Consider the following 321-nt stretch of genomic DNA (forward strand, 5'->3'; position numbering starts at 1 on the left):
CCACGAAGAACTCCGTCCGCGTGCGGGAGTACTCCCATCCGGCGGGAAGACGCAGGCTGATGCCGGGCAGGCGCAGCGCAGGGCCCGTGGCCGGCCCGACGTCGTCGAAGTCGCCGGCAGTCTCGGTCGGCGACTCCGACGGGTCCGAGGGGTTGTCGGTGATCGCCGAGTCACTCGCCCCCGGCGTCGAGGCTCCCGCGGGTGACGGTTCGTCGTCGACGTCGCTGCAGCCGGCGGCGAGCGCTGCCGTCGCCACCACCGCAGCGATGAGGCCGATCACACCGCGGCCGCCGCCGTGTTCGCGGGGCGCTGCCTCAAGAT

At 73.5% G+C, this 321-nt stretch carries 1 protein-coding gene; it reads right to left on the reverse strand.

All coding sequences use genetic code 11. The annotated features are described in order from the left end of the window. On the reverse strand, positions 1–321 hold a 321-nt coding region (locus KSO97_RS17465; protein WP_232681961.1), incomplete at both ends, for a hypothetical protein.

It is taken from the genome of Nocardioides sp. R-C-SC26 (assembly GCF_021246465.1).
In the GTDB taxonomy this organism is placed as follows: Bacteria; Actinomycetota; Actinomycetes; order Propionibacteriales; family Nocardioidaceae; genus Nocardioides.